Annotated in this window: 13 protein-coding genes; 6 read left to right on the forward strand and 7 right to left on the reverse strand. The window is 71.5% G+C overall.

The window, feature by feature from the left end:
- Genes H4W80_RS01635 through H4W80_RS01650 form a run of 4 tightly spaced genes read right to left on the reverse strand, consistent with a single transcriptional unit; the run spans window position 1 to window position 6,063 of the window.
- Window positions 1-846 (reverse strand): carbohydrate ABC transporter permease, encoded by an 846-nt coding sequence (locus H4W80_RS01635; protein ID WP_192783418.1) that lies wholly within the window; start codon window positions 844-846, stop codon window positions 1-3.
- Entirely contained in the window at window positions 846-1,763 is a 918-nt protein-coding gene (locus tag H4W80_RS01640; RefSeq protein WP_192783419.1) for a carbohydrate ABC transporter permease, read from the reverse strand. The genes H4W80_RS01635 and H4W80_RS01640 overlap by 1 nt, the downstream gene beginning before the upstream one ends.
- Window positions 1,760-3,040: an extracellular solute-binding protein gene (locus H4W80_RS01645; RefSeq protein ID WP_192783420.1), complete on the reverse strand. Its 1,281-nt coding sequence runs from the start codon at window positions 3,038-3,040 to the stop codon at window positions 1,760-1,762. Before H4W80_RS01645 ends, H4W80_RS01640 begins: the two co-directional genes overlap by 4 nt.
- Window positions 3,037-6,063 carry an alpha-mannosidase gene (locus tag H4W80_RS01650; protein ID WP_225963182.1) on the reverse strand — a complete coding sequence of 1,009 codons (3,027 nt, stop codon included), beginning with the start codon at window positions 6,061-6,063 and terminating at the stop codon, window positions 3,037-3,039. The genes H4W80_RS01645 and H4W80_RS01650 overlap by 4 nt, the downstream gene beginning before the upstream one ends.
- Before the next feature lie 217 nt (window positions 6,064-6,280).
- On the opposite strand from H4W80_RS01650, the gene H4W80_RS01655 reads away from it, so the two are divergent.
- Both H4W80_RS01655 and H4W80_RS01660 read left to right on the forward strand, forming a co-directional pair.
- On the forward strand, window positions 6,281-7,390 hold the full coding sequence (locus H4W80_RS01655; RefSeq protein WP_192783422.1) for a LacI family DNA-binding transcriptional regulator: 1,110 nt from the start codon (window positions 6,281-6,283) through the stop codon (window positions 7,388-7,390).
- Between the two features lie 34 nt (window positions 7,391-7,424).
- Window positions 7,425-8,153 (forward strand): hypothetical protein, encoded by a 729-nt coding sequence (locus H4W80_RS01660; protein WP_192783423.1) that lies wholly within the window; start codon window positions 7,425-7,427, stop codon window positions 8,151-8,153.
- A gap of 66 nt (window positions 8,154-8,219) precedes the next feature.
- Here H4W80_RS01660 and H4W80_RS01665 read toward each other — a convergent pair whose 3' ends face one another.
- Window positions 8,220-9,926 (reverse strand): asparagine synthase-related protein, encoded by a 1,707-nt coding sequence (locus tag H4W80_RS01665; protein WP_318786659.1) that lies wholly within the window; start codon window positions 9,924-9,926, stop codon window positions 8,220-8,222.
- 234 nt (window positions 9,927-10,160) lie between these two features.
- Here H4W80_RS01665 and H4W80_RS01670 point away from each other — a divergent pair, with 234 nt between their 5' ends.
- A complete protein-coding gene (locus H4W80_RS01670) occupies window positions 10,161-10,478 on the forward strand; it encodes a hypothetical protein (RefSeq protein ID WP_192783425.1) in 318 nt (105 codons plus the stop codon).
- A gap of 17 nt (window positions 10,479-10,495) precedes the next feature.
- On the opposite strand, the gene H4W80_RS01675 is transcribed toward H4W80_RS01670, so the two are convergent.
- Window positions 10,496-11,509, reverse strand: a complete 1,014-nt coding sequence (locus H4W80_RS01675; protein ID WP_192783426.1) for a zinc-dependent alcohol dehydrogenase — start codon at window positions 11,507-11,509, stop codon at window positions 10,496-10,498.
- Window positions 11,510-11,714: 205 nt separating this feature from the next.
- Here H4W80_RS01675 and H4W80_RS01680 point away from each other — a divergent pair, with 205 nt between their 5' ends.
- Window positions 11,715-12,398: an SDR family NAD(P)-dependent oxidoreductase gene (locus H4W80_RS01680; protein ID WP_192783427.1), complete on the forward strand. Its 684-nt coding sequence runs from the start codon at window positions 11,715-11,717 to the stop codon at window positions 12,396-12,398.
- Window positions 12,399-12,492: 94 nt separating this feature from the next.
- On the forward strand, window positions 12,493-13,503 hold the full coding sequence (locus H4W80_RS01685) for a LysR family transcriptional regulator (protein WP_318786660.1): 1,011 nt from the start codon (window positions 12,493-12,495) through the stop codon (window positions 13,501-13,503).
- On the opposite strand, the gene H4W80_RS01690 is transcribed toward H4W80_RS01685, so the two are convergent.
- The gene (locus H4W80_RS01690) at window positions 13,473-14,264 is read right to left on the reverse strand and encodes an aminotransferase class IV family protein (protein ID WP_192783428.1); all 792 of its coding nucleotides are present in this window, start codon (window positions 14,262-14,264) and stop codon (window positions 13,473-13,475) included. The genes H4W80_RS01685 and H4W80_RS01690 overlap by 31 nt on opposite strands.
- Before the next feature lie 134 nt (window positions 14,265-14,398).
- On the opposite strand from H4W80_RS01690, the gene H4W80_RS01695 reads away from it, so the two are divergent.
- A complete protein-coding gene (locus H4W80_RS01695; RefSeq protein ID WP_192783429.1) occupies window positions 14,399-15,241 on the forward strand; it encodes a helix-turn-helix transcriptional regulator in 843 nt (280 codons plus the stop codon).
- Window positions 15,242-15,272: the final 31 nt, after the last annotated feature.

Raw genomic sequence — 15,272 nt, forward strand, 5'->3', positions numbered from 1 at the left:
TCAACCTTTCAAGCCTCCCGCTTCGAGCCCGCGGAAGAAGTAGCGCTGCAAGATGGCGAAGAACGTGACGATGGGAACCAGGGCGATGATCGTGCCGGCCGCGATGAGGCGCGGATCGTCGTAGAAGGTGCCGCGCAGGCGGTTCAGCCCGACGGTGAGGGTGTAGTTGTCCTCGTCGGACAGCACGATGAGCGGCCACAGGAAGTCGTTCCACGAGCCGACGAAAGCGAAGATCGCCACGACCGTGATGACGCCCTTGACCTGGGGGACGGAGACGCGGATGAACCGCTGCCAGGCATTGGCGCCGTCGACGATGGCCGCCTCCTCGAACTCGGCCGGCAGGTTGCGGAACGCGTTGCGCATGAGCAGCACGTTCAGGGCGGCCACGATCGTCGGCAGGACGACCCCCAGCAGGGTGTTGGCCAGCCCGCCCGCCCTGACGAACAGGAACTGGGAGATCAGCACGGTCTCGGCCGGGACGAGCAGGGCCGCGACGCAGATGCCGGCCGCCACCCCGCGGCCGCGGAAGCGCAGCTTGCCCAGCGCGTACCCGGCGCAGGTGGCGCCCACCACGTTGCCGGTGACGGCCATGGCGGCCACCACCAGGGAGTTGAGCAGGTAGTGCGGCACCGGGACGCGGTCGAGCACCGTCGCGAAGTTGCCCAGCGTGGGATGGCCGGGCAGCAGCTCGGGCGGGCGCGTGTAGAGCGCGTCGCCGGCGCCCTTGAGCGACAGCGAGACCTGCCACAGCAGCGGCCCCGCCAGCAGCACGGCCATCAGCAGGAGGATCAGGTAGCGCACGACCGTACCCGCCGGGATGCGGCGTCGCGCGGACGGACCGGACATCAGGAGGACCTCTGCTTGCGTTGCAGGACGAGCTGCGCGACCAGCAGCCCGCCGAGGATGACGAACATGACCAGGCTGATCGCGCCCGCGTATCCGGTGCGCGCCTGCAGGCCGGTGCCCTCGCGCTGGATGAGCATGGTCATCGTGAGATCGCCGCCGCCGACCCCGCCGGTGCCGTCGGTGAGCACGTAGATCTCGCCGAAGACCCGGAAAGCCGCCACCGAGGACAGCACGCCGATGAGCCCCATCGTGGAGCGCACGCCCGGGACGGTGACGCTGAGGAAGGTGCGCACCGGGCCCGCGCCGTCCATCGCCGCCGCGTCGTACAGGCTCGGATCGATGTTCGCCAGCGCGGCCAGGTAGATGACCATGTAGTAGCCCAGGCCCATCCACACGGTGACGAACATCGCGCTGAACAGCAGCAGCCACCGGTCGGTCAGGAAGGGGACCGGCGCGGCGACCGCCTGGAGCGTGCCGAGCAGCTCGTTCACCAGGCCGCGCTTGTCGAGCATGTTCGTCCAGATCAGCCCGACGATGACCGGCGACATGATCACCGGCAGGTACATCGTGGTGCGGAAGAAGCCCATCAGCCGGCCGGCGCCGCTCAGGAGCGCGGCGAGCACGAGCGGCAGCGCCACCATGAGCGGCACCACGCACACCGTGTAGAGCGTGGAGTTCAGCAGCGCGGTGCCGAAGCGCTCATCGGCGAACATCCGCCGGAAGTTGTCCCATCCGGTGAACTCCCCGGTCCTGAGCAGGGTGGAGTCCGTGAAGGCCAGGCGCAGCGTGTTCAGGAACGGCACGAGGACCAGGACCACGATGACGGCCAGCGCCGGCAGCAGGAACAGCCACGGGGTCAGGCGCCAGCGATGGGTCGCCGGCGCGCCGGCCTCGTCGTGCGTGGCGGAGCCGGTCATCCGTGCGCGGCCAGCCGGTCGTTGGAGTACTTGACCGACTCGTCCAGCGCCTGCTGCACCGTCTTCTTGCCGAGCAGCGCCTGGGCGATCTGCTCGCGCAGCGTGTCGGCGTCGGCCGAGCCGGAGAACGCCGGAGGCCACCACACGACCGCCTTCTTGACCTGGGCGGCGCTCTCCAGGCGCACCTTCGTGGCGGGGTCGCCGTCGTCCTTGGTGAAGTACTCGTCGTCCATCGACCCGGCCGACGAGGGGAACACCGAGGCCTTCTTGGCGAAGGCGAGCTGGTTGGCGGCGTTGGTGACGTACTTGGCGAAGGCCGTGGCCAGCGGCTGGTTCTTGCCGGCGGCGTTCACGACGAGCGACTCGATGTACATGTTGGGGGCGGCGTTGCTGATCCGCGGCCCGATCCCGAGCGTCTTGTAGATCTCGGGCGCGGTGTCCTTGAGGTCGTTGAGGGTGTAGGAGCTGCCCGACAGGTACGCCAGCCGCCCGGCCTTGAACTCCTCGACCTCCTTCGTCTGCAGGTTGTTCAGCGCCTCCTGGGTCAGGCCCTTGCTGGCGAACAGCTTGCGGAAGCGCTCGACGAACTCCGCGCCCTTGGCGTCGTTGTAGGTGAACTTCTTGCCCGTGGTGTCCATGAGCGGCACGCCGTACTCGCCGAACATCTCGATGGCGGGCATCCGGGCGATCATCGACACGTCGGAGCAGTTCTTGGCCATGGCCTCGGCCTGGTCGAACAGCTCGTCGTAGGTGGCGGGCAGCTTGGCCGGGTCGAGACCGCACTTCTTGAACAGCGCGGTGTTGAAGAACGCCGGCCCGGTGTTGAGGTACCACGGGTAGCCGTAGGTCCCGCCGCCGAGCCCGCTGAACGTCATCGCCTGCCACGCCTTGTCCAGGTACTGGCCCTTGGCCTGGGGGTCGGCCTTGTTGAGGTCGAGCAGGACCCCGGCCTGGGCCAGCGTGTACGCGGCCTCCGGGCCCATGTCCACGACGTCGGGCAGCGCCCCCGCCGCGGCGTCGGCCGACAGCTTGTCCTGGTAGCCCTCGGCGGGCTGGTCCACCCAGGCGATCTTCGTGCCCGGGTGCTCCTTCTCGAAGGCCGCGATCAGCTCGGTGAAGTACGGGGTGAACTTCTCGTTCTTCAGGTTCCACGTCTGGAACTTGATCGATCCGGTCGGCGCGCCGCCCGCGGCCTGCGGCGTCGCCCCGCCGTCACCGCACCCGGACAGCAGCAGCGATCCCAGGGCCAGCGCCGCGACGCAGGTCCGTGTTCTCATTGGACGTCCTCCTTGAGTGATGCATGAGTGGCGATCCGCAGGGTCGCCACCTGGAAGGGGCCGAGGTCCAGCCGCGCCTCGCCCACGGGACGGCGCTCGCCCGCCGGGCCCAGGGCCACGGGCAGGTCCTCGTCCGCGCCGAGCTCCCGTTCGAGCAGGTCGGTCTCCCACACGACGGCCCGCGCGCCCAGCTCCTCGTGGCAGCGCAGCCGGGCGCTCGCCCGTCCGCCCCGCGTCTCGTACACGCGTACGACCAGGTCGCCGGAGCCGTCGTCGGCCTGCTTCACCCAGTCGACGAGGGCGTGACCCGTGAGGAGCTCCAGCCGGACCAGCGGCGCGGGCAGCCCGGCCAGGTCGGGCGCGTTGAACGCGTACGCGGCCTCGACCGCGGCCGGCACGTCCGCGCCGGGCAGCACCGCCCAGCGGAAGGTGTGCGTGCCGAGGTCGGCGCGGGGGTCGGGGAAGCGCGCGCCCCGCAGCAGGGAGAGCCGGACGACGGTGGAGTCGCCGTCGGCGCGGGCGTCGGCCCCGTACATCGTGTCGTTGACGATCGCGAGGCCGAAGTCGCCGTCGTCCACGTGCACGTAGCGGTGCATCGCGGCCTCGAACATCGCCTCCTCGGTCGCGGTGTTGGTCACCAGCGGGCGTTCGACGTAGCCGTACTGGGTCTCGAAGCGCGCGGTCCGCGCCAGGACCCGCACCGGGACGGCGACCTTCAGCAGGCGTTCGCGCTCCTGCCAGTCCACGGCGCACTCGGTCTCGAACCGCCCGGTGCCGGCCCGCAGCCACATGGTCAGCGTGATCGTGGACGCGCCGGTCCGGCGGACCACCTCCACACCGGCGTCGGGCCCGCTGCGGACCACCCTGCGGCTGGTGACGTCGTCGAGCGCCCGGGGGTGGCGCAGCACGTGGCGGTCCACGTCCCAGGCGTCCCAGCGCACCGGCTCGTCGCGGAAGAGCTGCAGCTCGTTGAGGCGCCGGCCGGGCGGGACGACCTCCCGGCCGCCGCGCAGGTCGAGGAGGGAGACGACGTGGCCGCCGCCGTCCACCACGACCCGCAGCAGGCCGTCGTCCAGCACGGTGGCGCCGTCCTCGCCGTCGGCGACCTCGACCACGGCTGGGGCCGCACCGGGCCGCGCCGGCGTGGTGAACGGGGGCAGCCCGCCCCCGGCCTGCTCGTCGCCGAGCGCCGCGCCGGCCCGCTTGATCAGATCGTGCAGGCGCTCCTCGACCGCCTGATAGGTGTCGCGGGCCTCGCGGTGCACCCAGCTGATCGACGTACCCGGGAGGATGTCGTGGAACTGGTGCAGCAGCACGGTGCGCCAGATCTCGTCGAGGTCCTCGCGCGGGTACGGCGCCCCGCGCAGCGCGCTCGCCGCCGCGCTGAGGTATTCGGCCGCCCGCAGCAGCGACTCGCAGCGCCGGTTGTGCCGCTTCATGGCCGCCTGCGAGGTCAGCGTGCCGCGATGCAGCTCCAGGTAGAGCTCGCCCCGGTAGACCGGCTCCAGCGCCCCGGCCTCGCGCAGCTCGGACTCGGCCTCCTCGAAGAACTCCGCCGGGGTCCTGGAGATCACGCGTGGCGCCCCCTCCAGGTCGGCGAAGCGGCGCAGCCGCTCGGCCATCTCCCGGGTGGGGCCGCCGCCCCCGTCGCCGTAGCCGTACGGGAGCAGCGAATGGGAGGCGATCGCCTTGTCCTTGAACGTCGCGACCGCGTGATGGAGCTCGCGGGCGGTCACCTCGGCGGCGTAGGTCTCCGCGGGCGGGAAGTGGGTGAAGACGCGGGTGCCGTCGATGCCCTCCCACCAGAAGGAGTGGTGCGGGAAGACCGTGGTGTCGTTCCAGGAGATCTTCTGCGTCAGGAACCAGCGGGACCCGGCCCGGCGGGCCATCTGCGGCAGGGCGCCCGAGTAGCCGAAGGAGTCGGGCAGCCACATCTCACGGGGCTCGCGGCCGAAGCGGCTCAGGAAGTAGCGCTTGCCGTAGGTCAGCTGGCGCACCATCGACTCGCCGGTGGGGATGACGCCGTCGGCCTCCACCCACATGCCGCCGACGGGCACGAACCGGCCCTGCTCGACATAGCGCCGCACCCGGGCGAACAGCTCCGGATAGTGCTCTTCGAGCCAGCTGAAGTGCTGGGCCGCCGACATCGTGTACACTAGGCCGGGGTCGGCGTCGAGGAGGGCGAGCGCGTTGGAGACCGTACGGGCGAGCTTGCGGACCGTCTCGCGCAGCGGCCACAGCCACGCCGTGTCCATGTGCGCGTGCCCGACGGCGGTGATCCGGTGGGCGCTGGCGTGCGCCGGCGTGGCCAGGACGGGAGCGAGGATCGCGCGCGCCCGCCCGGCGCTCGCCTCGGCGTCCGCCTCGTCGTAGACGTCCAGGGCCTCCTCGATCGCGCGCAGCAGCCGCCAGTGGCGCGGCTCGTCCGCGCTCAGCTCGGCGGCCAGGCCGCCGGCCACGTCGAGGTCGCAGCACAGCGCGTGGATCTCGGGCGAGAACGCGGCGATCTCCGCGCGGCGCAGCCTGAACTGCTCGAACGGCTCCTGCGCGCCCTTCTCGCCGTGCTCGGTGACGACGAAGGGCGGCAGGCCGAGCAGCAGGGGGTTGGCCGCCGCCTCGACGTACAGCACGAACGAGCCGTCGGCTTCGACCAGATCGGCCCCGTGGCCCCGTAACCGGATGTCGGACTGGCGGGGGTGCAGGCCCTTGACGATCGTCCCGTCCGGGGTGAAGACCAGGCCCTCGCAGTGACCGCCCACGGAGTGGTCGAACCAGCCCAGGTCCAGCACCAGGTCGATCGGCCCGGCGTGGCCCGGCTCGACCGTGCCCCGGATCCGGAACCAGGTCGTGGACCAGGCCTCGCCCCAGGCCGCGCCAAGGGGGAAGGGGCGGTAGCCGGGGGCGGCCCGGCCGGGTTCGGGTTCGAGCCCGAGGGCGTGGCGGGCGCGCACCGGCTCGCCGTCGTCCGGGACCGTCCAGGCCTCGACCTCGACACCGCCCAGCCGGGTGTGGAGGCGGGGCATGATCCGTTCTCGCCGTACGCGGGCCAGCCTCTCTAGCGTGCGGCTGAGGTGGTTGTGCATCTCGTACCTCTCCGTGGCGGAGGTATCACAATGGGCCTAATACGTTTTAGTAGGTTATGATCAGCAAACGACCGCAGACTAATACGTTTTAGGTCCTGCGGTCACCCGGGGGGATCATCAAGTTTGCATAACGACGGTTGTCCGCCATGGAGGATCGATGCCGCCGAACGACCAGGTTCCGCCTCAGGACTCAGACGGTCCGCCTGAGCCTCCCGAGCCTCTGGGGGGCGCGGCGGGGGGCGCGGCGCCGGCCCGGCTGAGGAGCACCGACATCGCGCGGCTGGCGGGGGTCTCGGTGTCGGCGGTGTCGCTGGCGTTCAACGCCCGCCCCGGCATCAGCGACGCCACGCGCAAGCGCATCCTCCAGGTCGCCGAGGAGCTCAACTGGCGCCCGCACCGCGCCGCCCGCGCCCTCAAGGGGGCCAACAACGACGTGGCCGGCATCGTCATCGCCCGTCCGGCCCGCACGCTCGGCGTCGAGCCGTTCTTCGCCCACTTCCTGTCCGGCCTGCAGTCGCGCCTGTCCAACGAGGGGATCGCCACCCAGCTCCTCATCGTCGAGGACACCGAGGCGGAGGTGGCGGTCTACCGCCGCTGGGCCGCCGAGAACCGGGTCGACGGGCTCGTGCTGCTGGACCTCACGGTCGACGACGTCCGGCCCCGGCTCCTCGCCGACCTGCGCGTCCCCGCCGTCATCCTGGGCGGCCACGGGGCCCCGTTGCCGCTGACCAGCGTCTGGGTCGACGACCACGCGGCGATGACCCGCATCCTGGAATATCTCGCCGGGCTCGGCCACCGGTTCATCGGTCACGTCAGCGGCATACCGTCCTACCAGCACACGCGCCGCCGCCTGCGGGCCATCGGCGACGCCCGCGAGAGCCTCGGCATCGACATCGCCAGCGTGGCCACCGACTACTCCGACACCCAGGGCGCCTCGGCCACCCGCCGCCTCCTGGAGGCGAGCCCCCGGTGCACGGCGATCATCTACGACAGCGACGTCATGGCCGGCGCGGGGCTCGGCGTGGCCACCGAGATGGGCGTGCCGGTGCCCGGCGAGGTGTCCATCGTGTCGTTCGACGACTCGATCCTCACCCATCTGCCGCATCCGCCGATCACCGCCCTGACCCGCGACACGTACGCGCTGGGCACGCTGACGGCGACCGAGCTGCTCCACACGATGGCCGAGCGCCCGGAGCCCCGCGCGGTCCAGGCCCCGACGCCGGAGCTCGTCGTCCGCGGCAGCACCGCCCCGCCACCAGGCGCGTGACCTTTGATGATCTCAACCCCTAATATCCACCTTTATGATCATTCGTCTATTAGCTGGAACGGCTGCGGGCCTGGCGCTCCTGTCCGGTACGGCTCTCGCCACGCCGGTCAAGGGCGCCCCCGAGCTCACCGGCAACGACCTCTACAAGGCGGCCGCGCTGCCCAGGACCGCCTGCAAGCTGGACAAGGGCACGAGCGCCGCGTCCACCAGGAAGTACGTCACCAAGCTCGTCGCCTGCCTGAACACCGCGTGGAAGCCGGCCATCAAGGACTTCACCCCGGTGAAGGTGGAGTTCAAGGGCGCGGACGAGAAGGAGTCCTGCTCCACCGGCATGGACGTCTCCGGCTCGTTCTCCGAGATCTGCGCCACGGCCATCAGCGTCCGGCTGGCCGACGACTGGATCAAGGCCAAGAACGACCTCACGGTGTTCACCTCCATCGTCAGGACGTGGGGCGGGGTCGTGACCGGGCAGACCGGCATCGGCAAGGCCTGGTGGGGGCTCGAGAACGATGCGGACGCGGCCATCATGAACGAGCAGAACCGCCGCTACTACCTGCAGATCGACTGTTTCGGGGGCGTGTCGGCGAAGGCGCTGGGCCGGCAGGTCAAGGACTGGAAGCCCGTCGCCAAGGTTCCGGAGTTCTGGAAGAACAGGTACCAGGGCAAGACCGCCAACCGGCTCTACTGGCTCGAGAAGGGCTACAAGTCCGGCAAGCCGGGCGCCTGTAACACCTGGACGGCGAGCTCCTCCAAGGTCGCCTGAACCGGATCCCCGGCCACCGCCCCGTGCGGTGGCCGCGAGGCACGGCAGCGTCTTCGTCGCCGCGCCCTACATCTGCGGGATCTCGATGCGCACCGGATCCGTGTCCGCCGGGGGCTCTCCTGGGAAGACCCCGGTGAGCAGGGCGGCGACCGTGTAGAGGTTCCAGGCCAGCGCGGGCTGCTTCACCACGGGCTCGGAGAAGAAGGCCTTCAGCTCGTCACCGCGTACGAGGGGAGCCAGGGCGTCGGCGCGTTCGAGCACGAACTCCGCGAGCAGCGCGGAAAGCCGGGGCCCCGGGCTGGTGCGCCAGTTCCAGTTGTTCCCGCGCTGCGGGGCGGGCGAGGCCGGGGTCGCCGCGGGCGGCTTCCGCTGCCACCACCGGCGCGGCTTGTCCGCCTCCCCGGCCCGGAACCGCCAGGGCTTGCCCTCCAGCTCGATCTTCTGCAGCCCGGGAGCCAGCCGGCTGATCAGCTCGTAGACGACCTCCTCCGAGTGGCGCCATCGCTGATCGAGCGACAGCGCCTCGACCACCACGCGGTTGTCGAGGAACGGCTGCACCGGATCCCCACGCCGCAGCGACCCGACCCGCGCCGCGGCGTGCCAGCGCCCCACCCGGTAGGTGACATACAGGTGGTCGAGCACCTCCCACGGATTCTCGCCGACCCGGCGCAGCCACGGCTGCGCCAGCTCGCGGGCGTGCTCGTTCGCCTCGTCGGTGAACATCGGCTCGTTCTTGAGGAAGAAGTCGCTGACCCTGCGGCGCATCGCCTTGTCGGTGGTCTGCCCCTGGCTGTAGAGGAAACCGCCCCTGAGGATCTCGCCGCTCTGCCCGGACATCGTCGGCATCGTGGAGTAGGGACGGTAGTCCACGATGCTCTCGTACGCGGAGGTCATGCCTTCGCAGGCGCGGACGACCTCATACGTGCGCGCGCTCGGGTGCGGCACGAGGACGGCGTCCTTCGCCTCGGTCTGTACGGGCGGGATGACCGTGTGCTGAATGCCCAGCCGGGCGGCGATCGCGCCCGCGATGATCACGTCCGGGTGCGTGTCGAGCCCGTTGGTCGTCGCCCGGAAAGGGACGCGGCCCGCGTGCAGCAGCGCGGCCATCAGGCGGCTGTCGCGCCCGCCCGTCAGCGCCAGGTTCACCGGCTCGGAGACGGCCCGCAGCGGCTCGACGGCGGCGACGAGGGCGTCACTCAGCCGCGTGATCGCCCTGCGCCTGGCCCTCGCCGAGTCCGGCACCGGCCGCGCCTGCGGCAGCGGACGCGTGGCGACGCTCCTGCGGCCGTCCTTGACCGTGATGACGGCGGACGGCCCGAGCGCCGTCACCCCCCGGTAAGGAGTCTCGTCGGACAAGAAGTATCCCTGGCGGACCATGGTCTGCAGGGCGAGCTCGTGCCAGGCGACATTTCCCCCGTTCGCCACGAGGTGAACGTGCAGGGCACGGTTTCCCACCACGTGCACGTCGTCGTTCTCGGCGTGGAAAACGGAATGGGCCCGGGTGCTCGCGGTGGCGGCCTGAATTTCCTCATCCGCCACCCGGATCGCGGAGAAACAACCGGAGAGATCCGCCATCACCTCGGTCAGCCCGGGAGCTTGTGCGAGACGTCGCGCGTCCCGCTGCGCGGCGAGCGTGCCGCTCACGACGAGGCCGCCACGGCCGTCCCGCACGATGAGCGGCGGGCGCCCATCGGCCCCTTCCTCATTGGACCAGGCGAGCAGCGCGGCGCCGGCGCCGGCCCATTCGTCGGTGTCGATGGTTTCCGGCGGCACCGGAAATACGTCACGGATAAGCGAACGAGCGGCGGCGAGATATCGGCCGAGATCCGCCCTCGGGCGTTTCGCGGCGACACCCAGGAATACGCGCATGCAGCCCCCTTATTTGCGCCTCCAGTCCCGGAGGAGAGTAGAGTGCGGGCCGGAACCTGTCAAACAATGGAAATAGCGTCGCTTTACCGAAGACAATGCCGCCGGATCCGATCAGCGGCTGCTAGCCTGTCCCGTCAAATGACTGCGGAAACGTTGCTGAGGCGGCGGAGTGCGGCCTGCCTGCTGGCCCTGGCCTTGGCGGCGGTGCCGACGCTCGGCACCGCCACCCCGTTGGACTGCCCGGTGCGGCCGCTCGCTGTTGCCGGCGACCTCGTGTTGCCGGAGTGGTTCGAGGAGGAGTTGCAGGAAGAGGAAGTGGCACTTGCCCTGCCTGACCCGGCTTCATCCGCCTTCACGCCTGGTGGCTACTCGTCTGACGTGAAGGCGGGCACCGTGGCGCCCATCGGCGTAGAGATCGTGGAACTGCCGGGCTGTCCTGATATCAGCGACCGATAGGTGCGGCATCGCCGCCTTCATCGGCGCGGATCGATGTGGATCTTCGGGCCCGGTCCGGCGCCGGCCGGGCGGTGGCCGGCCAGGACGTCGGCGGTCTCGGCCAGGCCGATCGTGGCGGCCACGAGCGGGCGGGCGTCCACCGAGCCGTCGGCGTAGGCGGCGATGGTCCCCGCGAGGCCGGCCGAGCCCCCGAGGATGCCGACGGCGGTGACGTCCTTGAGGAGCAGCGCGCGGGTGTCGAGGGTGCTCGGCGTGCCGGCCAGGCCGATGTAGACCACGCGCCCGGCCGGTTCGACGAGGTCGAGCGCGAGCGCGGGCAGCTCGGGCGCGTTGGAGGCGTCGATGACGGCGTCCCAGCGCAGCTCCGGCAGCGACGGCCGGGTCCACGTGCCCGTGAAGCCCAGGGACCGGGCCAGGCGCAACCCGTCGAGGTCGCGGCCCAGCAGGTGGACCTCGACCCCCTGGGAGCGGGCGAACAGCGCTGCCAGCAGGCCGATCGTCCCCGTGCCCAGGACCAGCAGCCGCTCGCCGGGCCGCAGGCCCGCGCCGTGGACGGCGCGCAGCGCGTTGCCGCCGGGCTCGACCAGCGCGCCCAGCGTGAGGTCCATGCCGTCTGGCAGCGCGTGCAGCGCCGTCACCGGCACGGCGAGCCGCTCGGCCAGCGCTCCGGCGCGGCCGAGGCTGATGCCGATCTCCGACAGCTCGGCGCAGACGTGGTGGCGGCCGGTGCGGCAGCGCTCGCAGCGCCCGCAGCCCAGCATGGTGTCACCGGTGACGCGGCGGCCCAGCCAGCTGGGGTCCACGCCCTCGCCCACGCCGCTCACGCGACCGCACCACTCGTGGCCGGGGCGCAGCGGATACCACGACCGCCCGGTGTGCAGGTAGCTCATCTCGCCGGTGAACAGCTCCAGGTCGGTGCCGCACACCCCGGCCCGCTCGACGTCCACGACCACCTGCCCGGGCGCGGCGACCGGCGGCTCGACCTCCTGGACCTCGGCCTTGCCCGGGCCGGTCAGGACCAGCGCGCGCACTACCGGGCCCCCGCGAACCAACGAACGGATTTCCCGGTACGGGGCGCAGCTACCACGTCAGACATGTTCCGAAGGCTAGATCACTGTTCCGGAAAGTGGAAGTTCTGCTCAATGAGAGCTTCCTCCGGGAAGTGAATATCGGCTAATCTCGCAACAACTTCCATAAAATAAATCATCGTTCCAATTATTGGAATGAAGGGATCTCATGACCTCCTCCCGCACCGCCCTCATCACCGGAGGCGTCAGCGGCCTGGGCAAGGCCGCCGCCCTCCGTCTGGAGAAGGAAGGCGTCAGGGTCATCACCGCCGACATCGCCGACGGCGCCGACCTCGTCCTCGACGTCACCGACGCCGCCGCCGTGCAGGCCGCCGCCGACGAGGTGGGGCCGGTCGACATCCTGGTCAACTCCGCCGGGATCGTCGGCCCCAACGCGCCCCTGTGGGAGATCCCGCTGGACGGCTGGCGGCGCACCTTCGAGGTGAACGCGTACGGCACCTTCCACACCTGCCGCGCCTTCGTCCCGGGCATGCGCGAGCGCGGCTGGGGACGCGTCATCAACATCGCCAGCATGTCCGGCAAGGACGGCAACCCGAACATGGCCCCGTACTCGGCCTCCAAGGCCGCCGTCATCGCGCTGACCAAGTCCCTCGGCAAGGAGCTGGCCACCAGCGGCGTGCTGGCCAACGTCATCGCGCCGGCCGTCATCGCCACCCCGATGAACGCCACCACCGGCCCCGAGGCCCTGGCCCACATCACCAGCCTCATCCCGATGGGCCGCATCGGCCGGCCCGAGGAGGTCGCCGAGCTGATCGCCTGGCTGGCCTCCGACAAGGTCAGCTTCTCCACCGGCGCCGTCTACGACATCAGCGGCGGCCGCGCCACCTACTGACCCGCCGGGCCGGCCCGTGCGCCCTCGGACCGGGAGGATCAATGAGTCCGGCGCATATTTGCCACGCCGCGCGATCGTGATCCACGATTGATCCGTGGAGCTGCAACAGATGCGCTATGTGGTCGCGGTGGCGGAGACGGCGAACTTCACCCGTGCCGCCGAGCGCTGCCGGGTCGTCCAGTCCGCGCTGAGCCACCAGATCGCCCGGCTCGAACGGGAGCTGGGCGCCCGGCTCTTCGACCGCACCAGCCGCCGGGTCACGCTGACCCCCGCGGGCGAGGCGTTCCTGCCCGCCGCCCGGCAGGCTCTCGACGCCGCCGAGCGGGCTCGCGCCGAGGTGGCGGCGGCCTCCGGGGAGCTTCGCGGCCGGCTCGCCATCGGCGCCATCCCCACCGTCACCGCGGTCGACCTGCCGAGCGCGCTGAAGACCTTTCACGTGCGCCATCCGCAGGTGCGGATCACGCTGCGGGTGGGGGCGAGCGACGAGCTGGCCGAGCAGGTCCGGCAGGGCGCCCTCGACATCGCCTTCCTCGGGCTGCCGCCGAGCGTGCGGCCGAAGGGCGTACGGGGGCTCGCCCTGGCGCGGGGCGAGCTGGTCGCGGTGGTGGCACCCGGCCACCCCCTGGCCGGCCCGCCCGGTGACCCGCTGGCCGGCCCGCCCGGTGACCCGCTGGCCGACACGCCCGGTGACCCGCTGGTCGGCCCGCCTGTCGACGCTCAGGCGGACCCGACGGCCGACGCCGGCGGCGTGGACCTGCGTCGGCTGTCGGACGAGGTGTTCGTCGACTTTCCCGCCGGCACGGCCGCGCGCGCCCAGTCGGACGAGGCGTTCGCCGCCGCCGGCGTCACCCGTGAGGTCGCCTTCGAGATCACGAACGCCGACCTCATGGCGCGGCTGGTCCGGCTGGGCCTGGGCATCGCCCTGATGCCCGCCGCCTTCGCGCCCGAACTCCCCGGCGTGCGCGTCGTCGAGCTCCGCGACCCGCCTACCCGGGTGGAGCACCTGATCTGGAGCCGCCTGCGCCCGTCACCGGCCGCCGCCGCGTTCCTCGATGTCCTGGACATCCGCCGGAATCAGGGGGCGGTCGGCGATTCGGCCTCGTAGGCGCGGTGCAGCAGCCGTACGAAGGGCTCTGCCTGCGGCAGGGGGACGGAGCCGATCCGGTGGACGGGCACGCCCGGCGTCCACGAGTTCATGACCACGGCCCCGGCCAGGGCGGGCAGGTCGTCGAGGGTGATCTCCTGGGCGCGCTGGGGGACGCCGAGGCGGTCGAGTTGCCGGCGGACGACGGCCATGGTGGTCCCGGTCAGCATTTCGGCCACCGGCCACACCACGGCGGTGCCGTCCCAGAAGGCCAGGTTCCAGATCGTGCCCTCGCTGAGCCGGCCGCGGCGGTCGACGAAGGCGGCGTCGTCGAAGCCCTGGCCGGCGGCCTGGCGCAGGACGTACGTCTTGGCCACCTCGCCGACGTGCTTGACGGCGGGCAGGAAGCGTTCGTGCTCGACCGCCGCCAGCGTCAGCGGGCCCGCCGGACCGGAGGCGGCCGGCCCCGTACGGACCAGCACCTCGGGCTCCCCGCCGGTCACGGTGAACTCGCCCGCCGGTGAATGCACCGTGGCCGTCAGCGAGACGTCGGCCGGCCCGGCCCGCAGCGCCGCCCGCAGGTAGGAGCGCACCCGATCGTCGGGCACCGCCTGCCCGAACAACTCCATCGAGGCGTGCCGCAGCCGTTCCAGATGGAGGTCGAGGCCGCGGACCCGGCCTGCGCGCACCTGCATGGCGGTGAAATGGGCGTAGCCCGCGAAGGCGAGCGGCGCCAGCTCCTCGGCGGTCGCGGGATGGCCGTTGCGTTGAGCGGCAAACATAGAAATATCCCCCTTTAGATGGTTATCAGGGGGATCGAGCCTGCCGCAGCCCGGCCGGATCGCCCAGAACCCTGCTGGTCCTGCTACTGGCAGGGTCAGCCTTGTTCGTTATCGTGTGCGTACTATCGAGGGTTATGAGCGAAATCGGCGAGTTCCTGCGCAGCCGCCGGGCGCGGCTGCGGCCGGAGGACGTCGGGCTGCCGGTCTTCAACCGGCACCGGCGCGTGCCGGGGCTGCGCCGCGAGGAGCTGGCCCAGCTCGCCGGCGTGTCCGTCGCCTACCTCACGCGGCTGGAGCAGGGCAAGGGCAACAACGTCTCGGCCGAGGTGATCGGGGCGATCACGCGCGCGCTGCGGCTGAGCGACACCGAGCACGAGCACCTCACGCGGCTGGTCAAGTGCCGCGACCGCAGGAAGTACGGGCCGCCGCCGCGCCTGCAGCAGGTGCGCACCGCGCTCGGGCAGATGCTGGCCTCCCTGGAGGGGGTCCCGGCCTACGTGACCGGGCCGCGCTCGGACATCCTGGGCTGGAACCCGGCGGCGGCGGCCCTGTTCGGGGACTGGGACCGGCTGCCGCCCGACGAGCGCAACTGGGCCCGGCTGGTGTTCCTGGACCCGGGCCATCGGCGGCTGTTCGCGGACTGGGAGGCGAAGGCCGCCGACGTGGTCGGCGCGCTGCGCCTGTACGCCGGCTGCTATCCCGACGATCCGCGGCTGCTGACGCTCGTGGGCGAGCTGTCGGTGAAGAGCGGGACGTTCCGCCGGCTGTGGGCCGGGCACGACGTGAAGGAGAGCGCCCACGGCACCCGGCGCCTGCGCCACCCGCTGGTGGGCGAGCTCACGCTCGGCTTCGAGTCACTCTGGCTGCCCGGCGACCCCGAGCAGTCCCTGACCGTCTACCACGCCCCGCCCGGCTCCGCCGCCGCGGAGAGCCTGCGGCTGCTGGCCGGCCGGGACGCCGCCGTCAGCACTCGATGACGTTGGCGGCCAGGCCGCCGCACGAGGTCGA

The organism is Nonomuraea angiospora (genome assembly GCF_014873145.1).
Lineage (GTDB): Bacteria > Actinomycetota > Actinomycetes > Streptosporangiales > Streptosporangiaceae > Nonomuraea > Nonomuraea angiospora.